At 63.6% G+C, this 14,951-nt stretch carries 15 protein-coding genes; 5 read left to right on the plus strand and 10 right to left on the minus strand.

What is annotated here, in order from left to right:
- Positions 1–108: 108 nt before the first annotated feature.
- Positions 109–1,131 (plus strand): YgfZ/GcvT domain-containing protein, encoded by a 1,023-nt coding sequence (locus VT84_RS07925; protein WP_052559458.1) that lies wholly within the window; start codon positions 109–111, stop codon positions 1,129–1,131.
- Positions 1,132–1,143: 12 nt separating this feature from the next.
- Here VT84_RS07925 and VT84_RS07930 read toward each other — a convergent pair whose 3' ends face one another.
- The 5 genes from VT84_RS07930 to VT84_RS07950 form a co-directional block, all read right to left on the minus strand.
- On the minus strand, positions 1,144–1,596 hold the full coding sequence (locus tag VT84_RS07930) for a universal stress protein (RefSeq protein WP_052559460.1): 453 nt from the start codon (positions 1,594–1,596) through the stop codon (positions 1,144–1,146).
- A gap of 31 nt (positions 1,597–1,627) precedes the next feature.
- Positions 1,628–2,476 (minus strand): aminotransferase class IV, encoded by an 849-nt coding sequence (locus VT84_RS07935; protein ID WP_052559461.1) that lies wholly within the window; start codon positions 2,474–2,476, stop codon positions 1,628–1,630.
- A 92-nt stretch (positions 2,477–2,568) separates the two neighbouring features.
- Positions 2,569–3,300 (minus strand): ABC transporter ATP-binding protein, encoded by a 732-nt coding sequence (locus tag VT84_RS07940; RefSeq protein WP_082839151.1) that lies wholly within the window; start codon positions 3,298–3,300, stop codon positions 2,569–2,571.
- A gap of 162 nt (positions 3,301–3,462) precedes the next feature.
- Entirely contained in the window at positions 3,463–5,073 is a 1,611-nt protein-coding gene (locus VT84_RS07945; protein WP_082839152.1) for an ABC transporter permease, read from the minus strand.
- A 303-nt stretch (positions 5,074–5,376) separates the two neighbouring features.
- The gene (locus VT84_RS07950) at positions 5,377–5,823 is read right to left on the minus strand and encodes a hypothetical protein (protein WP_082839153.1); all 447 of its coding nucleotides are present in this window, start codon (positions 5,821–5,823) and stop codon (positions 5,377–5,379) included.
- 82 nt (positions 5,824–5,905) lie between these two features.
- Here VT84_RS07950 and VT84_RS07955 point away from each other — a divergent pair, with 82 nt between their 5' ends.
- The gene (locus tag VT84_RS07955) at positions 5,906–6,736 is read left to right on the plus strand and encodes a metallophosphoesterase (RefSeq protein ID WP_082839154.1); all 831 of its coding nucleotides are present in this window, start codon (positions 5,906–5,908) and stop codon (positions 6,734–6,736) included.
- Between the two features lie 74 nt (positions 6,737–6,810).
- Here the strand turns inward: VT84_RS07955 and VT84_RS07960 are convergent, their stop codons facing one another.
- Positions 6,811–7,341 (minus strand): hypothetical protein, encoded by a 531-nt coding sequence (locus tag VT84_RS07960; protein ID WP_082839155.1) that lies wholly within the window; start codon positions 7,339–7,341, stop codon positions 6,811–6,813.
- 274 nt (positions 7,342–7,615) lie between these two features.
- Between VT84_RS07960 and VT84_RS07965 the strand changes: the two genes are divergently transcribed.
- The gene (locus tag VT84_RS07965) at positions 7,616–8,881 is read left to right on the plus strand and encodes an MFS transporter (RefSeq protein ID WP_082839156.1); all 1,266 of its coding nucleotides are present in this window, start codon (positions 7,616–7,618) and stop codon (positions 8,879–8,881) included.
- 10 nt (positions 8,882–8,891) lie between these two features.
- On the opposite strand, the gene VT84_RS07970 is transcribed toward VT84_RS07965, so the two are convergent.
- Positions 8,892–9,926, minus strand: a complete 1,035-nt coding sequence (locus VT84_RS07970; RefSeq protein WP_162271637.1) for a diguanylate cyclase — start codon at positions 9,924–9,926, stop codon at positions 8,892–8,894.
- A gap of 608 nt (positions 9,927–10,534) precedes the next feature.
- On the opposite strand from VT84_RS07970, the gene VT84_RS07975 reads away from it, so the two are divergent.
- The gene (locus VT84_RS07975; RefSeq protein ID WP_052559479.1) at positions 10,535–11,542 is read left to right on the plus strand and encodes an RNA polymerase sigma factor RpoD/SigA; all 1,008 of its coding nucleotides are present in this window, start codon (positions 10,535–10,537) and stop codon (positions 11,540–11,542) included.
- Between the two features lie 76 nt (positions 11,543–11,618).
- Complete coding sequence (locus VT84_RS07980; protein ID WP_052559481.1) at positions 11,619–12,500, plus strand: GNAT family N-acetyltransferase; 882 nt, start codon at positions 11,619–11,621, stop codon at positions 12,498–12,500.
- Positions 12,501–12,590: 90 nt separating this feature from the next.
- On the opposite strand, the gene VT84_RS07985 is transcribed toward VT84_RS07980, so the two are convergent.
- The 3 genes from VT84_RS07985 to VT84_RS07995 all read right to left on the minus strand — a co-directional run bounded on the left by VT84_RS07985 (position 12,591) and on the right by VT84_RS07995 (position 14,535).
- Entirely contained in the window at positions 12,591–13,115 is a 525-nt protein-coding gene (locus tag VT84_RS07985; protein ID WP_052559483.1) for a hypothetical protein, read from the minus strand.
- A gap of 75 nt (positions 13,116–13,190) precedes the next feature.
- On the minus strand, positions 13,191–13,754 hold the full coding sequence (locus VT84_RS07990) for a hypothetical protein (protein WP_052559485.1): 564 nt from the start codon (positions 13,752–13,754) through the stop codon (positions 13,191–13,193).
- 67 nt (positions 13,755–13,821) lie between these two features.
- On the minus strand, positions 13,822–14,535 hold the full coding sequence (locus tag VT84_RS07995) for a (5-formylfuran-3-yl)methyl phosphate synthase (RefSeq protein WP_052559487.1): 714 nt from the start codon (positions 14,533–14,535) through the stop codon (positions 13,822–13,824).
- Between the last annotated feature and the right edge of the window lie 416 nt (positions 14,536–14,951).

Raw genomic sequence — 14,951 nt, forward strand, 5'->3', positions numbered from 1 at the left:
AAACGTAGCACACCTTCGGGCACGCGGCCGGCTACACCTTTCCTCCCATGCGTAAAATGCCCGTATCAGGTTCCCGCGTTCACGGACCACAGACTCACGGACCGTTCGATGACAACCGCAACTTCGGTTCCCGCGCCGGCAGAGTACCAGTCCGCACTCACGGGCGCGGCGCTTTTCGATACTTCCGGGGCCGCCAAACTCCTACTAACCGGCCCCGATGCGCCGATGTTCCTCGGCAACCTCAGTACCAACGACATTAAGGCGCTTCCATTGGGTGGTGGAGTCGAGGCGTACTTCTGCGATGCACGAGCGAAGGTGAAGTTCCAGGCGTGGATCTATCACGTTCGACTGAGCGATGCCCGCCACGCGATGTGGATCGAAACGACCCCCGGGCGCAACACAGAACTGGTGCAATACCTCGACCGATACCTCATCTCGGAGCAGGTTGAAATCGCTGATCGCACCGCGGACTTCGCGCAGTTCCACCTCGCCGGGCCGAAGGCCGCGGCCGTACTCGGTGCCGCGCTCGGAGAAGCGGTGCCGGAACTGCCCGAGTTCGCCCACATGGAACGCACGTTCGGGCGCGACGCGACGTGCTCCCTGCGCCGGCGCGATCAACTCGGCGTGCCGGGGTTTGACATCGTGTGCCGAACGGACGTTGCCGATGGCGTGAAACGCATGCTCCTCGCCGCGGGTGCGACTCCAGCCGGTGCGGATACGTTCGAGACGCTTCGTATCGAGGCCGGCGCGCCGATCTTCGGGAAAGACATCGACGAGAATCGGTTCGTGATGGAGGTGGGGTACGCGCTGCGTGCGGTCAGTTACGCGAAGGGTTGCTACTTGGGACAAGAGCCGATCGTGATGGCCCGCGACCGCGCCGGGCACGTGAACCGCGCGTTCTTGGGCCTGAAGGTGCTAGAAGGCGGCCCGCTCCCGGCCGGGGCGAAGGTGTTTCGCGACGGCCAGGAGGTCGGGTTGGTCACGTCGAGTTGTCAGTCCCCGCGGCTCGGTGTCCCGGTTGCGCTCGCGTACCTCAAGTGGAAGCACCAGGAACCCGGCACGCGGATGGAAGCCGAAACTCCAGCGGGGCGGCAACCGGTGGAAGTGTTGGGGCTTCCGCCGGTGAAGTGACGACAGCGAAATTCAGCACGTCCCGGGCCGCACTGTGAGGACCGGGCACGTAGCGTGGCGCACGACCATTTCTGCTACACTGCCGAGCAGCACGCGGGCGATTCCCTCGCGCCCGTGTGTGGCGATGCACACGAGATCGACGTTCAGGTCTTTTACGGCTTCGACGATCTCTTGTTCCGGTGAACCGAGCCGCACTTCCGCACGCGGCTTGTACTTTTCCAGCTTCATTGCAGTAATGAGGTTCGCCAGACCGATTTTGCCGGATTCGGTGAGTGCGTCGAGATCGGCCATCGGCGTGGGCGTGGGCATCACCGCGTCCGGGAGCGCGAGGACCGTATCCGGAACGACGTGGAGCAGGACAAGTTCGGCCTCGAACCTGTCGGCAAGCTCGGCCGCGTACCGCACGGCCGGGGTCGCGCACTCGCTGAAGTCGGTCGGAACGAGAATGCGGCGAATGGTAATCATGGCGTGGCTCCTTTCGGGCTACACCCACATTCTACCGCGATTCACCGCGCGTGAGTTGCTGATACCCTTCTCGAATTGCCCGCGTGATCGGTCCTTCACTTCCAGTACGAATGTGTTTTCCGTCCACGCGCACGATGCCGACGACGCCGCACGCCGTGCCTGCAATGAACGCCTCTTCCGCGGTGAGCAGGTCTTCGAGCGTGACCGTGTATTCCGCAACGACCAGCCCCGCGTCGCCGGCCATTCCTGCGATCGCGTACCCGGTCGCGTCTTCCGATTGCCCGCCCGCAACGACGAGCGCGCCGTCTTTCACCACGAACAGGAAGCCTTCCGTGGCGCCGACGAGGTGTCCCGCCTGATCCCGGAACAGTGCTTCGAGGCAGCCATTTTGCAGCGCGTGCTGCTTCGCGCGAACGACGTGGAGCTGATTCAGCGTGCGGGAACGGTGGGCCGGGTTCTCGGTGTCGAGCACAAGCGGAGAAACGACCGCGTGCAGCCCGTGTCCGGCGAGTTCGTGCGGGAACGGCTGGTACTCCTCCGCGATCACGATCACTTGCGGTTCGATCTTTCGGGGGTCCGGGCCGATCGTTCCCGGGCCGCGCGTAACGATGACGCGAACGTACCCCTCGGTTCGGTTGTTCGCTTTCGCTGTGGCTTCGATCGCCGCGAGCAGTTCCGCTTCTGATAACGGAATATCGATACCCACGGCCTGGGCCGCGGCGAAGAGGATGCGGAGGTGGTGTGAGGCGCGAAATAGCGCGCCGTTGAAGACACGCAGGTGCTCCCACACGCCGTCGCCATAGAGGAGGCCGTGATCGAACGGGCTGACGCGGGCGTCGAGCTTGTCGGTGAGCGTGCCGTTGAGCCAGAGAAGAGACATGTTCGATTTCGATTCGCGATTGAAGATTGACAGGGGCGCCGCTCAGTAAGCTAATGCCCCCCAATCTCCAATCGCAATTCTCAAATCGAAAATTACACGGCGGCTAATCGCGGTTGAAAGGACGGGCGCGGGGCCGGCGTGTCGTCGGTAACGACCCCACCCACCATTCGCACCACGCGGTCCGTTGCGGACACGATTTCCATGTTGTGCGTGACCATCACGATCGTCACGCCCTTGTTGTGGTTGATGTCGCGCAGGAGGCGCACGATCTCGCTCCCGGCTGCGGTGTCGAGGTTCCCGGTCGGCTCGTCGGCGAGCAGGACGCGGGGGTCCATCAGCAGTGCGCGGGCGATCGCGGTGCGCTGCATCTCCCCGCCGGACAACTCGCGCGGGCGGTGCTTCAGCCGGTGCTTCAGCCCGACCAGTTCGAGCAACTCCTCGGCCCGCCGGCGCCACTGGCGGCGCGTCTGCCACCAGGTGAGCACCGAGTGCCCGATGTACGCCGGCATCAGCACGTTGTCGACCGCGTTGAGTTCCGGGAGCAGGTGGTAGAACTGGAAGATGTAGCCGAACGTGCGGTTCCGCAGGCGGTCGCGGTCGCGGGACGGGAGGTTGTCGATGCGCTTCCCGTCGAGCAGCACGCGCCCCGCGTCCGGGGCGTCGAGCGTGCCGATCAGGTGCAGCAGCGTGCTCTTCCCGGAGCCGGACGCGCCGACGATGCTCAGGAACTCGCCCGTCTGTACTTCGAGGTCCAGCCCGTTCAGCACTCGCACCTGAACGGCGTGCCGGCAGTACGTCTTTTCGAGCTTTACGGCGGTCAGCATTTTCGTCTCCGGGCGAACGGCCGGCGTGAGCCGGCTGGTAGTTTTGCTCGTGGCACAGGCCTCTGGCCTGTGGTAGCGCCTCCACAGGCCAGAGGCCTGTGCCACCACCACAAGACGCATCACCTCAACACCGTAACTCGCGTTCTCACGCTGGCCGCTCGCCTACTCGAAGCGGAGCGCCCGGACCGGTTGCAGCGTCGCCGCGCGCCAGGCCGGGAGCAGGCTGAATGTGGACGCGATGAGTACGGCCCCGACGTTCACGTACACCAAGGTCAGCCACTCAATGTTGGTCGGGATTTCCTTGAAGTAGTACACGTCCTTCGGGAACAGCGCGGCGCCCGTTTGCCGCGTCAGGAACGCCTCGATCTCGTTGATGTACCGGGTGATAGTCAGCCCGAGCGCGGTGCCCAAGCCGCACCCGACGGTGCCGAGCAGGAGCCCGTAACCGAGGAAGATGCTCATCACGCCCCAACTGCTCGCGCCCAGCGACTTCATGATGCCGATGTCGCGGTACTTCTCGCTCACGATCATGGTGAAGATCGCGAGGATGCTGAACCCGGCGACGCCGACGATCATGAACAGGAGTATGTTCAGGATGCTGCGCTCCACCTCAATCGCGGACAATAGCGGCCCTTGAAGTTCTTCCCAGGTGGCGACTTTGGCCTCGCGGTGCGGGAAGTATTTCCGCAACTCCTCGCACACGGCCACCTTGTCCCGGTCGTAGTTCTTCAGCCGGAGCTGGAACGCCGTGGCCCGGTCCGCCATGCCGCGGATGCTCTGCAACTGTTCGAGTGGCACGTAGACGTAGTTCTGATCGTACTCGCTCATCTCCGTCTTCAGGTAGTCGGCCACATAGAAGCTGCCCCACACGGGCTTGAGGTCTTCACCGCCCGCAGTCGTGAGGATCACGTTGTCGCCCGGCGACAGCGCGACCTCTTCCACCATTTGGCCTTCTTTGTTGTGGTACCGGAAGTGCGCGAGACTGTGTCCCACGATGACGCCGTGCATCTTCGGCTTCGGGATGCCGACGTCGACGTCCATCTTCGGTTCGGGGATCGCGTCGGGTAGCGGCGGGATCGCCGTCTTCACGGCTTTCGACTGAACGACTTGAGGGGCCTCGCGGTCGTGGCGCCGCCGGTTCCACTCGACGCGCTGGAGCGCTTCCGGGGTGAGGTCGAAATTCGGGTGCGGCGATCCCTTTTGACGATCGAGGTACTCGGAGAACCCGCCCACCGCGGCGCGACCCTCCGGGTCGATGCCGATCAGCCGCACCGGTTTGGCCACGATCCGATTGTAGTCGTCGCGGAACTGGAGAACGGCGAACGTTTCGATGGTGGGCGTGACGGCTTCGATCTTGTCGCCCGCGGGACCGGTCTGGATCTCGTGCGCGATCCCGGCCGGGGTCAGGTACCGCCGGGTCGTGAGCGTTTTGCCGTCCGTTGTTTCGATGACCAGCGCGTGCGGGGTGTGTTGCCGGCTCACCTCGATCGACCCCCCGCGAATCATCCGTGGGTCGGCGCCGAACTTCTTGGCCTCGTCTGCCGTGAGGTCGCGCGTCGCTTCGCGGACGATCTCGAACCCGTCGGGGCGGTCTGTGTCTACTACGACATCGGACAGAACCCCGTGGAGCCGGTCCTTGAGCTTAGTGCTGAACCCGCTCATGACCGCGTTCACCACGATCAGTGTCGCCACGCCGAGCATCACGCTCACGATGCAGATGAACGCTAGGTAGCGGGTTTGCAGGTAGCGGACGCAGAGGAGCAGCTTGTACACGGCAGTCCTTCCGACCAGTGTGCGCGCGAGGGTGGTGGGAACACGGTCGCGGGTGCTTGTAACAAGACCGGCGGTCGAGGAAAAGGCCAAGAGCGAGGGGGCAAAGAAGGTAGGACAGAGAACAAGAGCGGGCAGAGATTTGGGTTTCAGCCCCGGATGGGGCGCAGGCGAGTAGCCAGGGGTGGAGCGGAGCGCAACCCCTGGCGGACATTTCTCGTTGCGACAAGCTCGCCAGGGGTTGCGCTATCGCTCCACCCCTGGCTACTCGCCCGCGCCCCGTCCGGGGCTACAAACACATCGGCCTTATTCCTTATTGCCCCAAACCTGTACACCGAAACCGTTTAGGTCGATGTCTTCGCCCTTTTCGGCTTCCCCGGGGCCGCCGCGGTCGATCGAGAGACGCAGGTACGCCCAGATGCTCGTTTTCTCGCCCTGCATGTCGTAACCGCTCGCGTCCGTGTCGGCTTCCAATAACCAGCGCCAGCTTCTGCGCTCGTCCTTTCCGCCGTCGGTGGCTTCCTCCTGCCAGCCCTTCAACACGCGCGACAAGTTCTGGAGCGCGGACCGCCAGCTCTTGTTCTCGGTAATGTGCATGCGCACCTCGTCTGGCGCCGCCTCAATGGAGACGTTGGCCACCGTTTTGAGGGCGTCGAAGAGCTTGTGCTCGATCGCGGAGCAGCGCCACGGCGACCACAGATAAAAGGTCACACTCGGCGCTTCCATCACCAACCCGAACAGGTCCACCCGCATGGCGGCTCTCCGCGTGTCAATCAAATAACATACCAGTAGTGCAATTTAGCTCGGAACGAACACCCGGAGAAGGTGAGAGGTGATGCAATTGCCCGCCCGAGTCGACTACCCCGTGATCGCGATCGGTGACTTGCACGGGCGCGTCGAGTGGCTCGATAAGCTCGTTGCGAAGTTGCGCACGCGCACCGAATGGCCGACCGCGAAACTCGTCTTCCTCGGCGACCTCGTGGACCGGCACCCCACGGTGAAGGATCTCGTCGCGCGCGTGATCGAGTTAATCACTGAGAAACCCGGGAGCACGTGCGTGATGGGCAACCACGATCTGGCGCTCGTGAAAGCGACCGGGTTGGACGGCCCGCCCTCAGAGTCGTGGGTGCGCCGGTACGCGACCAACTACGACCACAACTGGACGTTCCGCAGCTACTTGGGGCGCACAGCGGACTACATGCCGCCGGGTAAGTGGGAACAGGAACTCGCCGAACTGAAAGCCGCGATGCCGGAGGAGCACCGGGCGTTTCTCGCGAACCTGCCGTGGGTCGCCGAGGCCGAGGGGCACATCTTCCTGCACAACGGGTTGTCGCCGGAACTGGACTGCCCCGCGCCGGTCCAGTTGGCGTGTGCGCATAACAAAATCTGGGACCGTGCGGTGGTGAACCCGCGGTTCGGGACCGACACGGACCGGATGTTCAACCCGGAGTACCCGGTGTGGCTCGGTGCGGATAAGCGGCTCTCGGAGCGCCCGCTGCCGCTACCGGGAAAAGTGCAAGTGAGCGGGCACATTAAACTCGACGCTCCCGACGCAAACCGGGTCCGCATCCGCATCGATACGAGCGGCGGTGTGCGAGAACCGCTCACCGCGTGCGTTCTCACCGGCCCGGGCGCGGAGCCGGTGTTCGTGTTCAGCAACGAATAAAGCTGAGCGCAAATCAATCGTCGGACGAAGCCGGTACGAAAAGCTTTGGGCCGGGATTTAGCCTGGAACACGTCCTACGGCCCGACCGCGCTCCAGGCGAGCGACACCGCGGTGCCGATCACGAGCGCGATACCGAGGCCGATCGCGTAGTTCAAGAACGCGACCAGTGCGGCGCGCCCGAAGGTGGTCGGCAGCGTGACCACGAGGAGCAGTGCCAGTGCCAGGTACGAGGCGGGCAGGCTGAAACAAAATAGGACGAGTGGAGCGAGCCATTCGTTTCGCGCGCCCATGTCGTCGAACGCGAGTGCCATAAGCCCGCCCAGTATCCCGTAGCAACAGGCGTGAACGACTCCCCAAAGGAAGGTAATGAGCATCCCGGTCGCGATACCCGGTTCGGGAATGGTGCGGTCGGCGTTCTTGCGCGCTCCCGGTCCGGGTTCGCCCGAATCCCAGTCGTCCCACTGACCGAAGGTGTCTTCGTCGGTTCGCTTTGTTGGTTTGAAGATCCGGTTCGCGAGCGCCGTGGCCGCGCGCAGGATCGCCGAGCCGATCAGTAGGCCGAGGAACAGCCCGAGTAGTACGCCCCCGCACCCGAATAAGAACATTTGCGGCCACCGCGTGACAGGATGGATGCCGCATCGTACCCCGTGCGTTGTGCGCGGGCTATCGGATTCGGGAGCGCCTATTCTTCGCCAATCAAACCTTTGATGAACGCGACAGGACCGGCGGGTAGGTAGATGATCCGGTTGTTCATCGGCCCCGCGACGAACCAGGCGACCACGACCACCGTCGACTCACGGCACGCATTTGTGCCGCGCACTTTATTCTGGGCGTGGTTGATACAACACCCGTGAGACGCGGTACTCAACGGGGGACGTGATGCTCGGTTCGGTGCCAGGACGGCTCGCCGCGATGATGTTCCTGCAATATTTCGGCGTCGCGGCGCTCACGGTGCCACTCACCCGGTACCTCCAGACCGCCGCGGACGCGGGCGGGCTGGGCTTCAAGCCCACACACGTCGGTTACATCTACATGACGTTCTGCATCGGCGCGATCGTGGCGCCGATGGTCGTGGGGTTGCTCGCCGACCGGTGGTTCGCGGTGGACCGGGTGATCGCGGCGGCGCACGCACTTATGGCGGCGCTCATGGGCGGTGCGGCGGTCTGGTGCGACACCTACGACGGCGCCGCGGCGAACCCCGAGGACGTGGTTTGGCCTCTGTTCGTGCTCGTGCTCGGGTACGCGATCGGTACGCAAATCACACTCACGCTCGCCGTCGTGATTAGCTTCCGCAACCTGCCCGATGGGAACGGGTCGTTTTGGTACGTGCGCCTCGTCGGGACGGTCGGGTGGATCTTCGCGGGGATCGTGACGGGCTGGGTCATGAACCCGGTTTCGCCGCAACCGCTGTACCTGTCCGCGGTCACGTCGGCAATTCTCGCTGCGTTCGCGCTGGCGCTGCCGCACACGCCGCCCAAAGGTCACGGGCGTCCGATCCGCGAAGTGATCGGGTTGCCCGCGCTCAAGATGTTCCGCGACCGGTCGTTCGTGGTGTTCGCGGGCATCTTGTTGTTGTGCAACATGATGAACCAGTTCTACGGCCTGTTCGTGTCCCCGTACTTGAAGGATCTCGGGGTCGAAGTGGACCTCGGCGCTTACGGGCGGCTCGCGCCGGAAGTCATCATGGCGCTCGCGCAGGTGTGCGAGGTCGGGTGCATGGCTGCGACGCCGTGGTTACTGCGCCGGTTTGCAATGAAGCACCTGATGCTGCTCGGGCTGGCCGGTTTGCTCCTGCGGAACACCCTTTTGTACGTCGCGAACGTGCCGTCGGTGGTGGCGGTCGCGTTGCCGATGCACGGGTGGGGGTATGCGTTTTACGGGCTGCTCGGGTCGTACTTCGTGGACCGCGAAGCCCCACCGCACCTGCGGGCCGGCGCGCAATCGCTAGTCACATTCCTGGGGAGCGGGCCGGCCGTATTGGTGGGGAACATCATGGCCGGCAATGTGGTGCAGGCGAACCGAGTCGAAAACGTCACGAACTGGTCGGCGGTGTGGATCGTGCCGCTGGTGGGGTACGCGGTCGCGCTGGTGGTGTTCGCGGCACTGTTCCGCGAACCACCTTCGGCGTCGGACGAAGAAGAGTAACGACTTCGCGCTACGCCGCTGGAGGCGGGATGAGGCGGATGATGGCGCGGTTCCGGCCGGCTTCTTTGGCTTCCTTCAGTGTCTGAGCGGCGATCTCGCGGAGCTGCTCGTAGCCCGCGGGCGTACCGTCTTCTGCGACCGCCACACCGATGCTGACCGTCATGCGGATCGTGTGGCCCAAATAAACAGTCTGCGCGGCTTCGACGCTCGTCCGCAGTCGCTCCGCGAGTGCTTCGGCCCCAACGACGTCCGTTCCCGGGGCGAGAACCATGAACTCTTCGCCACCCACGCGGCCTAATGTGTCGATCGTTCGGATCGACGATTGTAGAATCCCCGCGAGCCACACGAGCACCTGGTCGCCGGCGATCTGCGAATAGTCCTTGTTCACGCGGCCGAAGTGGTCCGCATCGATCCAGAGGACTGCGATTGGTCCCGGAAGCCGGGTGCGGCGCTGGAGTTCCTTGCGTGCGATGGCGTCGATGGCGCGGCGGTTGGCCAGCCCGGTCAGGGGATCGGTCGCGGCCATCCGCTCCAGAATCAGGTTCGCCTGCTGGAGTTGCCCCAAAGCGTGTTCGAGTTCCTGGGTGCGCGTCTGAACGCGCTGTTCCAGTTCAAGATTCAGTTTCCGCAGTTCGTCGAGCAGGTGTTCGTGGCTGCGTTCGAGCAGCAGGCTCCGGGAGATTGCCCGAAGTGTTTGGAGTAAGTCTTCTGATCGCCAGGGCTTAAGTACGAGGCGGTGGACCTGGCTGTGGTTAATGGCGTCGACGGCGTCCTGCATCCGGGCCGTGCCAGTAATCAGCACTCGGGCGGTTCGCGGGGCGGTTCGGCGCACCCAATCGAGGAGCGAAAGCCCCGTTTCGTCGGGTAACTGTAGATCCGACAGGACGATATCAACGGACCGCTTCGAGAGCGTGACCCGCGCCTGCTCGGCGCTGCACGCGGTGATAACGTCAAAATCCCCCCCGAGTTGGCCCGTGAGAATGGCCAGGATCGCGGGGTCGTCATCGACAGCGAGGACCGAACACTTGTACCGGGTCACGTTCATGAACGGTCCCGCTCCCACTCCCACCGAAGCGGAAGCTCGCGGTAGCATGGTTTCCATGAGGGAAATCTAGAACACAACCGGCCGTGTCGTCGCGCCACGATCACAACTTTGAGCGAGGAGGAAGAAGTAACCGGTCAGGTGGTCGGGGAAGTTTGCAAAATGGCGCAGGTGGTTGGCGTGTCACGTCTCGGAAGATGAATGATAACCGAGCTTGAAAATCGAGTGAAGGTGGCCTCAAGAAAAAGTCGATTTTGTGTGTCTTGACGCTTGATCGGCGAAGAAATACCGCCTACAATCGGGCTGATAAATGGGGGTGGACCCCGGAAAACCACGCGACACGAGCCGTATTGCCGCCGGCTCGAGTGAGCACTCTCGCGAAGCTACTCGTTCGACGGAATCGCTTTCGCCCGGCTGACTTATGACTCGCCGGATCGGGGGACGAAACTGTTGGTTCGCAGAGGTACTCAACTCGAGTCGGGGATTTTTTTTCCCCTCGCGAAAAATTTAATATGCGAGGCAACGCCACCGCTGTGTCCCGTTTGTAAGTCCGGTGCGAAAACCCGGTAACCATCCACGAACCTCATCTGACGTAACAGGAAACGGCCACCATGAAGACTGCTAGGCGTAAGCGATCCGGTCAATCTGCGAAGGTCGATGACACCTCTCTCACGACTTTCTCCTCGGACCTGCTGACGCCCGAAGAAGAACGTGAATTGCTCACGAGCTTCTGGGATTGCAAGAGCGAACTGGTGCGTGTGCTGCTCCGCCACTACCCGAACGAACTCCGTGCCGTGCGCCCGCCGCTCGAACCGTGGCCGATGGCCCAGTTCATCCGCGAACACTGCACGGATGCACGCTGCGACGTGATCGCCGTTCGGCGCCTCCGCGACCGTTACGTTCACTACAAGCACCGGCTCGCGAGCGCCAACATCCGCCTCGCCGCCCACGTTGCTAAGCGCTTCCGCCACCACAGCTTGGCCTACTCCGACCTCCTCCAAGAAGCGGTTTGCGGCCTGATGCAGGCCATCGACCGCTTCGACGTGAGCCACGGCACCCGGCTCGCGACCTATGCGACGTGGTGGATTCGCCAGACGCTCCAGATCGCGGTCGCTCGTCAGTCGCACCTCGTGAGCCTCAGCCCGCACCACCTTCAGGAACTCGGTCTCCTCCAACAGGAGAGCGAAGCCCTTGCTCACGGCGGCAAGCACCTGCCCAGCCCGCAAGAACTCGCCAGCCGCACCGGTAGCTCGCTCGAGCACCTCACGCACCTCCAGACCGCGACCCGCACCCCCGTCAGCCTCAACGCCGTCCTCGACGACGACAGCGATTTCAAGCTGACCGAGGCCATGCCGGACACGGGCACCCTGGTGATGCAGGAGAACAACGAGCGCCAAGAGGCCCTCGGGTTCCTGATGGAAAACCTCCGGCCCCGTGAGCGCAAGGTGCTGGACCTCCGCTTCGGGCTGACCGGCAACGGCACCCACAGCCTGCGCCAGATCGGTCATCTGCTCCGGATCTCGAAGGAGCGCGTGCGCCAGATCCAGAACCGGGCGCTGGAAAAGCTCAAGGCCAACGCCGAGCGCGTGGGCTGGGAGCCGACCCTGCTCCTGGAGTAAGTTCTGCGCTTGTGATACTCTGAAGGCCCGCCCCGTTCACGTGACGGGGCGGGCATTTTTCGTTTTCGGAGCAGTCGTGAACGATTCCTCGCCCTGTCAGGCCAACGAACCGTTCCGCGTGCGATCGATTGCACGCGACGAGATGCGGCTCTTTTTCGAGTGGGCCAACGGTGAGGGGTGGAACCCCGGGCGGTTCGACGGACCGTGCTTCCACGACGCCGACCCGGGCGGGATGCTCGTCGCTGAACTGCAGGGCGAACCGGTCGCGTCGATTTCGTGCGTGCGCTACCCCGACAACTTCGGGTTCGTCGGTCACTACATTGTGCGACCAGAGTTTCGGGGGCGCGGACTGGGACTGCGCTTGTGGACCGCGGGACTAGCTCGGCTCGCCGGGTGCAACGTCGGACTGGACGGCGTGCTCGATCAGGTCGCAAATTACGAACGGTCGGGCTTTCGTACTTCGCACCACCACGTTCGTTACGGTGGGAGTGTTGGCGGGGCGCCGGTGGTGATTCCTCCCGCTCTCAAACAGGTTCCACTCGATGCTGTGCCGTTCGCGGACGTGCTCGCTTACGATCGCGAGTGCTTCCCCGTGGATCGGGCCGTGTTTCTCCGAGGTTGGGTCGCGCAACCGGAGTCCGTGGCTCTCGGAGTTTTGCGTGGTGGGGCACTGGCCGGTTTCGGGATCGCGCGGGCCGCCGTCAGCGGGCACAAGATCGGGCCATTGTTTGCGGACGATGTGCAGGTGGCCGAGGTTCTTCTGCTGGGATTGGCGAAGGAAGTCGGTGGACCGGTAGTGATCGACGTCCCCGACACTTCAGTGCAGGCTTACGCGGAGCCGCTGGTCCAAGGGCTTGGGATGACGGAAGTGTTTCGCTGCGCCCGAATGTACACACGCGGTCGCCCCGCAATGGCGGACCACAAAGTGTTCGGAAACACGTCACTCGAATTGGGCTGAACTTCTGGTACCTGGGGCCACGGGCACCTTGCCCGCTCTTCTAACGATGGAGTGCGGGCGGTGTGCCCGCGATCCCAGGACTGGCTGCCTCTACTGCGCAACCCGCCACTTCTCGGTGTCGAAGAAGATCGTCGCGACGCCATCTGTTGCGGCCAAACCACTTGCGGGGATATCCGCGTGTCGGCCGATCACGACGCTGATCGCGCGCGAGTAGCCGCCCTTCGGGGTGTCGCGGAACTTCGTCAGAAGTGCCTGATCCGCGCTTACCGCATTCGGATTCGAGAGGAACGCGAACGACACGGCCGCGAGTCGTTCGTCCGCAGCGCCGCGTTCGCCGAGTTTCCAGAACAGGAGATCGGGCGTCCGCGGACCCGCGTCCGGATCGCCCTGAATGAGTACGTGGCCGAGACCGCGTTGCACCGGGACCGCCTGATCCCAGAGCCTGCGGAACTCGTGGTAAAACTCCATCACGAACGACCGCTCACGGACCTTCCGCGCCGCGGGCGGCTCCTCGGCTTCGCTCGGCGAATACGCCAGCCCCTGCGCCGCGGCGAACCGCGGGTGCATCAGATTCAGCGCTTCGGCGACGAGAGCGAGAAACGGGTCGGTTATCAAGGTTCTCTCCAAAATCCCCGCTTGCTCTCCGGCTCGGCAGTGGAGCTTCTCGCGGGCAGAGGGAGGCAAACCGGCTCACGCGCCTGTGGGCTTGAACCCGATGGCATCGCCGGAAACGCGCAGGTACCACGCTAAGCTGGAATCCTCGTCCTCGTAAACTGTTATCTCGCACGGGTCGGTCAGAGGGACGCCGGTGAACAGATCTGCGTGCGCGTCGAATACCACCCGCATTACGTTCCGCCCGATCGCCTCCACCGTGTCCCGCCAGCCTTCTTGGTACCCGTCCCGGATCGCGTGAAGGGTCACGTCGTGACCGCCGTCATCGCGCACCCGCATATCCACCGATCCGGACAGGCTGTTGAGTAGTTCCCAACTCGGGATGGTCACGTGCTCTCCGTAGCTGGCTCGGTCGACCGTCTCGGAGTAGTCGGTTGGGTAGATGGCCCTGTTAAATTCGTAGGCCAGATTCGAGATGAGCCGAACGACCAAACGGGCGCCTTCCACCCAGAACCCGACCTCGATTGCGTTCACCGGTCGTTGAGCGAACCGCTGGGCGTAGCGGGTTGAGGCTTGGCGCACCAGGGCCGCAATGATCGGCTGCTCCTGGCGGAGGTCGTAGGTGTACACTTCGTCGGACATCGATTCGCCCCGCGCCCGTTTGCGGAAAGCGGGAATCCGTCGCGCCGGGCCCCGTGAGGCGGGTCGGTCACGACACTTTCACCCCGGCGAGGACTTCTTTCCACTTCTTGACGCGGGTCGCGTCGATGACACCATCGCGCTTGCCCGCGGCGCACGCCGAAGACCGCACCGCGAAGTAATCCGGCACAACGCCCTTGAGTTGCTTGATCTGCTCCGGGCGCAGCGAACCGCCGATGGACACGGTCGTGTAGACGCGCTTCAGTCCGTCCACCAAACCGGCGATCTCTTTCGCGGTCATGAAGTCGAGCAGCGTCTTGCCGTCCTTGCCCCACGTATCGAGCAGGAATGCCTTGAAGCGGAAGCGCTTGGCGAATTTGGCGACTTCCGCGGGCGGGACCGATTTCGCGCGCTCCCAGTCCGCGTAGGCGACTGCGACCATTTCCGTGCCAATGGGGAGTTCGCGCCGCGTATCGAGGAGGTCTTCGCCCCACCCCGGCGTCGGTGCGTACCCGGCGAGCCCCCACTTCACGTACTGGAGCGGCAGTTCGAGGTGCCAGTGGGCCTCGGTGATGGCATTGGACGACCACTCGCCGAGCGCGGCGCTCACGGAAACCTGCCCGTCGACTGCGTCGATGACGGCGGACACCACCTCGGCTTCGGCCGGGGCGAGCGCGCCCTTTGCGGGCTCTTTCACGTCAATCAGGTCGGCTCCGCCGGCCAGTGCTGCCGCAACTTCGTCCGCCGACCGCACGCTCACCAGTAGTCCGGGTGTCGCACTCATGACAGGGTGATTCCTTCCGTGAAACCAAATTCGGACTTTGAAGTACGAAATTGGAAATATTTTCCCGCCTCATTTCGGGTTCGATACTTCCAGTTTCGTGCGTCCGGCGTCTGCCGGTACCGGGTGATTCCTTCCACCGCGGGGCACAAAGTCCGTCCGGGTCGGACATGATAAGCGATTGTGCCTGCAAGTTGGAACCCGAACCCGAAAAGCCCGCCGAACTGGAATCCACGGGGCTTGTCGTGCGGGGCCAAAGTTTTCTTCCGCCCGGGAACGGCAATTCGCGCCCGTTCTTCGGATCGAGACTTGAGGGACGGGAGACGGGGGCAAAATCGGTCCGGAAATGGGGAGCGACCGAGTCTACATTTCGATTCATTTCATGCCGTACATGAAGAGGATACGCTCAGGTTCTTGCA

Origin of the sequence: Gemmata sp. SH-PL17, assembly GCF_001610855.1 — a bacterium.
In the GTDB taxonomy this organism is placed as follows: domain Bacteria; phylum Planctomycetota; class Planctomycetia; order Gemmatales; family Gemmataceae; genus Gemmata; species Gemmata massiliana.

Excerpts from the sequence above, each read along its gene's own strand:
- VT84_RS07925 (WP_052559458.1), top strand. The coding sequence starts at position 109 with ATGACAACCGCAACTTCGGTTCCCGCGCCGGCAGAGTACCAGTCCGCA.
- VT84_RS07930 (WP_052559460.1), bottom strand. The coding sequence starts at position 1,596 with ATGATTACCATTCGCCGCATTCTCGTTCCGACCGACTTCAGCGAGTGC.
- VT84_RS07935 (WP_052559461.1), bottom strand. The coding sequence starts at position 2,476 with ATGTCTCTTCTCTGGCTCAACGGCACGCTCACCGACAAGCTCGACGCC.
- VT84_RS07940 (WP_082839151.1), bottom strand. The coding sequence starts at position 3,300 with ATGCTGACCGCCGTAAAGCTCGAAAAGACGTACTGCCGGCACGCCGTT.
- VT84_RS07950 (WP_082839153.1), bottom strand. The coding sequence starts at position 5,823 with ATGCGGGTGGACCTGTTCGGGTTGGTGATGGAAGCGCCGAGTGTGACC.
- VT84_RS07955 (WP_082839154.1), top strand. The coding sequence starts at position 5,906 with ATGCAATTGCCCGCCCGAGTCGACTACCCCGTGATCGCGATCGGTGAC.
- VT84_RS07960 (WP_082839155.1), bottom strand. The coding sequence starts at position 7,341 with ATGTTCTTATTCGGGTGCGGGGGCGTACTACTCGGGCTGTTCCTCGGC.
- VT84_RS07965 (WP_082839156.1), top strand. The coding sequence starts at position 7,616 with ATGCTCGGTTCGGTGCCAGGACGGCTCGCCGCGATGATGTTCCTGCAA.
- VT84_RS07970 (WP_162271637.1), bottom strand. The coding sequence starts at position 9,926 with ATGAACGTGACCCGGTACAAGTGTTCGGTCCTCGCTGTCGATGACGAC.
- VT84_RS07975 (WP_052559479.1), top strand. The coding sequence starts at position 10,535 with ATGAAGACTGCTAGGCGTAAGCGATCCGGTCAATCTGCGAAGGTCGAT.
- VT84_RS07990 (WP_052559485.1), bottom strand. The coding sequence starts at position 13,754 with ATGTCCGACGAAGTGTACACCTACGACCTCCGCCAGGAGCAGCCGATC.
- VT84_RS07995 (WP_052559487.1), bottom strand. The coding sequence starts at position 14,535 with ATGAGTGCGACACCCGGACTACTGGTGAGCGTGCGGTCGGCGGACGAA.